The organism is Myxococcus vastator (assembly GCF_010894475.1).
Classification (GTDB): domain Bacteria; phylum Myxococcota; class Myxococcia; order Myxococcales; family Myxococcaceae; genus Myxococcus; species Myxococcus vastator.
Genome location: NZ_JAAIYB010000554.1, coordinates 1 through 4905, shown reverse-complemented (window position 1 = coordinate 4905; position 4905 = coordinate 1). Strand labels below are relative to the sequence as shown.

The window sequence follows — 4905 nt, the reverse complement described above, 5'->3', positions numbered from 1 at the left end:
GGCGGACTCGCTCGCGTTGATGCTCGTGCAGCGAATCCGTGAGGAGCTGACCCGCGGCATCCCCGCCTGGGGAGGGAGGAGCGCCCGGGAGATGACGCGGTCCACGGAAGGCCGTGCCCAGGTGCTCGAATGGTTGAAGGACCAGGAGTCGCAGCTGTCCCACGTCTCCGACGCCGCGGCCCCGCGCTGGGATGCGCTGTACGCGGAGCTGGGCCTGTCGCGCGACGAGCGCATCCCGCTGACCCAGGTGTACACCTCCAAGGAGGTGCCTTCCCTGGAGCCCCTCCGCGCGGAGCTCACCACTACCGAGCTCCCCGCCACCGAGCTCCCCGCGGGCTTCCCGATCGGGCCCCCACCTCCGCGCCGCCGGGCCTTCCAGGACGCCGCAAAGCGCAAGCCCCGGCGGAAGGCGCCCGTGCCCGAGTTGGAGCCCGGGGCCCTCTATGCCTTCAAGCTGGGGCCCATCGACGTGGGCGTGGACGGCCGCGCCTCCATCTACGTCGCGCTGACGTCCGACGGTGAGGCGCTGCCGCCCGTCCTCGGGCGCCGGGACGCGGAGGGGCTGGAGTCCCTGGCGCGGGAGCGGCCGGGGCTCAAGCGCTACTGCGAGGGCCGGCTCGCGCGCGCCGGCGCGTCCCAGGGCTTCGCGTCGCGGCCCATGCCGGACACCATCGCCCGCTTCCGGGCGGCGCTCGCCCTCCAGTTGCACTGGGCCCCGGCTGCGCCAGGCTTGATGGTGATGCCCGAGGTGGCAGCGGCGCTCCTCGACGCCATGGTGGCGCTCATCCGCGCGGAGCCCTGGGAGGTGTGGACGAACGATGAGGTCTTCACCGTGCACCTGGAGGGCGCCGCGCGAGGCACCCGGGAGCTGTCCGTCATGGGGGAGGGGGGCAGCGAGTTGGGCTTCGCCCTCTTCGACCGGGCCGGCTCCGTGGAGCGGATGAGCATGTCCGGCCTGCCGGGAGGAAACGTCGACGTGCTCATCCCGGACTCGCTGGGCGTGACGCTGGAGGACGGTCCGGACTGGGTGGCGAAGCTGGTGAAGGACGTCACCGGCCTGCCCTTCGTCCCCGACGTCATGCGCGTCCAGCGGAACACGCCGCGCCTGGGCAACACCGAGGAGTTGGTGCTGGCGGTGGCGGTGGGCCTGGCGCTCGCCCGGGCGCGTCCCGAGGAGCGCGAGGTGGACCTGGAGCTGACGGTGAGAGACCTCCAGGTCCGGGTCCGGCTGGAGGTCCCCCTGCCGCTGCTGACGGGCAGGTACGTCGGAAAGCACGACCTGCTGGCGCTGGCCACCCAGCGGAACCCGGTGAGCCGAGCCCCCACGCGCAAGGTGCCCCCGGGGAAGGTCTCCGAGGCCTTGCTCGAGTTCGCCAGACCCATCCTGGACGGCGTGGAGGACTCGGAGGATCCGCAGGCCGAGCTCTTCACCTGCCTGGCGCTGGCCTTGAGCGCGTGGAACGCGGTGGTGCAGGACACCTGGGAGCCGGAGAAGGGCTGGGTGGAGCGGGCGCGCGCCACGCTGAGGCGGCTGCCCCGCGACGTCCGGGAGGTGATGCTCCACGACTTCGAGTTGCTGGTGGAGCGCAAGCGCCGCCACTTCGCGGACGACCCCCGGCTGCTCGACGCGCTGGACGTCGTCCACCGGCCCGGCGACTTCGGCGTCCGCCTGCTCGGCGTGGTGACCCCCGGCGCCTGGCCCGAGTTCCTGGGCGTGTAGGGCGCCGGAGTTCCGCGCCCCCGTCAGTCCCGCCGGCCCAGCGTGCGGTCCAGGTTGTACGCGGAGCTGATGAGCGCCAGGTGCGTCAGCGCCTGCGGGAAGTTGCCCAGGGCCTCGCCGGACATGCCCGTCTGCTCCGCGTACAGGCCCACGTGGTTGGCGTAGCCCAGCATCCGCTCGAAGATGAGCCGCGCCTCCTCCAGCAGGTCCGGCCGGGCCACGCTCGCGCGCGTCATCGCCTCCACCAGCCAGAAGCTGCAGAGGTTGAAGGTGCCCTCGCTGCCGGCAATCCCATCCAACGTGGCCTCCACGTCGTAGCGGAACACCAGCCCGTCCGACGCCAGGCCACCCTGGGACGGCGGCTTGCGCATGACATCCAGCGTCTGGAGCATGCGTGGGTCCACCGGAGAGAGGAAGAACACCAGCGGCATCAGCAGGTTCGCCGCGTCCAGCGCGTGGCTCCCATAGGACTGGACGAAGGCGCCCCGCTCCGGGTTCCACCCCTTCTCCATGATGTCTTCGAAGATGGTGTCCCGCACCTTGTGCCAGCGGGCCCGGTCCGCCGGGAAGCTGCGCTTGTCCGCCAACCGGATGGCCCGGTCCACCGCCACCCAGCACATCAGCTTCGAATAGACGAACTGTTGCCGCCCGCCGCGCACCTCCCAGATGCCCTCGTCCGGCAGCTCCCAGTTGTCACACACCCAGTCCACCAGCCGCCGCAGGTGCCGCCAGAAGTCATAGGAGATGGGCGCCGCGTACTTGTTGGACAGGTACACGGAGTCCATCAGCTCGCCGTAGATGTCGAGCTGCAGCTGGTCCGCCGCCCCGTTGCCGATGCGCACCGGGCGCGCCCCGCCATAACCCGCCAGGTGCAGGAGCTCCTGCTCCTCGGGGACGCGCTTGCCGTCGATGCCGAACATCAGGGGCAGCGGCCCGGAGTCGTACTCCGCGCAGCGCGCCTCCACCCAGCGCATGAAGGCCGCGGCCTCCTTCTTGAAGCCGATGCGGATGAACGCGTACACGGTGAAGGCCGCGTCGCGCAGCCAGCAGAAGCGGTAGTCCCAGTTGCGCGTGCCGCCGGGTGACTCCGGCAGGCTGCACGTGGGCGCCGCGACGATGGCCCCCGTGGGCGCGAAGGTCATCAGCTTGAGCGCCAGCGCCGAGCGCTGCACCGTCTCCCGCCACCGGCCCTTGTAGTCGCAGCCCGACAGCCAGTGGCGCCAGTACTCCACCGTCTCGCGGAAGAGCTCCTCGGAGGACTCGTGGTTGTGCACCACCGCCTCGCAGGACGCGCGCGCGCCCGGGTGCAGGGAGAAGACGGCGGACTGGTTCTCATGCAGGGTGAAGGCCGCGGTGACGCCCCGCTCCGCCTTCCGCAGCGGCACCGACGAGGACAGCGTGAGCTGGAGCGTCTGGGAGCAGAAGACGGCCCCGCTGCGGATGAGCTTCGTCTCGTGCGTGTCCCGCCCGTAGTTGAAGGCCGGGAAGCACTCCATGCGGAAGGTCATCGCCCCGCGCACCACGCGCACGCGCCGGAGGAGCTCGCGCTCCTCCTTCATCCCCTCCCGGCCCGACATGGGCATGAAGTCCACCAGCTCGCCCACGCCGTCCGGCGTGTAGAAGCGCGTCACCAGGACGTTGGTCTCCGGCCAGTAGAACTGCCGCTTCATCACCCCGTCCGGCTCCGGCGCGATGCTCCAGTGGCCGCCACGCTCCCGGTCCAGCAGCGCCGCGAAGACACTGGGGCTGTCGAAGTGCGGAAAACAGAACCAGTCGATGGTGCCCTCGTTGGCCACCAGCGCCACCGTGCGCAGGTCGCCGATGACGCCGTGGTCCTCGATGGCCACCGGCCTCCCCGTCACCGAAGCGCCGCCGCTTCCCGTTGCCATGAATCACTCCTTGTCGAAGGGGTCAGCTGAAGCGGATGACGTCCTTGATGCCGCCAGCCTTCTTGCCCGTGACGACGTCACGGTAGTCCTCGGGCGAGTGCTTCGCGCAGATGAGCCGCTCCAGCCCTCCGGGCCAGCGGGCCTGGAAGTGCCGCAGGTCCTCCAGCGCCATGTCGAAGTCGACATCCGCCGCGTTCACGGTGCCGACCAGCACCTGGTTGCCCAGCACCATGTCCTTGAGCACCGGGGACACGTCGAAGGGCTCCTCCTTCGACGGCACGCCGGTGAGGATGCAGACGCCGTTGGGTCCCAGCGCCTTCAGCGTCTCCAGCGCCGCCTTCGCCACGCCCGCGGCCTCGTAGATGACGTCCGCGGCGCCGACCCTGCGGACCAGCTCCTCCGGCCGCACCTCCTTCGAGGAGATGTAGGGCACCCCCAGCGCCTCCGACGCCTCGGCCTTCGCGTTGGGCTTGGGGCTGCGCGAATACACCGTGGTGGCGTGCCCACGGCGCACCAGCGCCATGGCGCCCAGCAGCCCCACCGGCCCCGCGCCCAGCACCACCGCGCGGCCCGGGCCCGCCTTCCACGGCAGGCGGTCCTGGAGGTGCTCCAACTGACGGAGGGACTTCTCCGCGATGGTGAGCGGCTCGGTGAGCACCGCCACCTCGCGCAGCTCCGTGGGCACCCGGTGCAGGTAGGCCGCGTCCTCCACGAAGGACTCGGCGCCGAAGCCGTGGGCGCCCTTGATTCCCCGCTCGGTGTAGTCGCCGGTGATGCAGAAGTCCGGGTGGCCCCCGCGGCACGGCGGGCAGGTGGCATGCGGGCACGGCCGGCGCACGCGTGGCACCACCCAGTCTCCGCGGCTCAGGCCCCGGACGGCCTCGCCCACCTCCACCACCTCGCCCAGGCACTCGTGGCCCAGGATGAGGTGGTCCGAGCCCGGCGGCGGGGCGCCATATTTGAACTCGATGATTTCCTTGTCCGTGCCACACACCCCGATTTCCCGCGTCCGCACCTTCACCTGCGTGGGCGACTGGATGCGGGGCTCGGGGGCGTCGGTGATGACGCGCACCTCGCGCTGCTGGGGGAAGACGGCCACCGCCTTCATACGGCCTCCTTGCGCTGCACGTCCCGGCACGGGGCCAGGCGCGGACGGGACACGGTGCTGCCTGCCGGGCACGGCTGCTCGCTCAGACACGGACGTGTGGCGCCGCGGGCCCGCTGGTGAACAGCGCCCGCGCCCACGTTGCCCAGGGGTCAACGCTGTGCATGCACGAAACCGCTGCCCACCCGGCC

Annotated in this window: 2 protein-coding genes and 1 pseudogene; 1 reads left to right on the top strand and 2 read right to left on the bottom strand. The window is 71.3% G+C overall.

Annotation, left to right across the window (positions count from 1 at the left end; translation table 11 throughout):
• Positions 1 to 1720 (top strand): annotated as a pseudogene (locus G4D87_RS33670) (hypothetical protein); the annotation flags it as partial.
• Between the two features lie 23 nt (positions 1721 to 1743).
• On the opposite strand, the gene G4D87_RS33665 reads toward G4D87_RS33670, so the two are convergent.
• Together G4D87_RS33665 and G4D87_RS33660 are read right to left on the bottom strand one after the other, a co-directional pair.
• Complete coding sequence (locus G4D87_RS33665) at positions 1744 to 3609, bottom strand: glycoside hydrolase family 15 protein (protein WP_163786779.1); 1866 nt, start codon at positions 3607 to 3609, stop codon at positions 1744 to 1746.
• A gap of 22 nt (positions 3610 to 3631) precedes the next feature.
• Positions 3632 to 4717: a glucose 1-dehydrogenase gene (locus tag G4D87_RS33660; RefSeq protein WP_163786778.1), complete on the bottom strand. Its 1086-nt coding sequence runs from the start codon at positions 4715 to 4717 to the stop codon at positions 3632 to 3634.
• Positions 4718 to 4905: the final 188 nt, after the last annotated feature.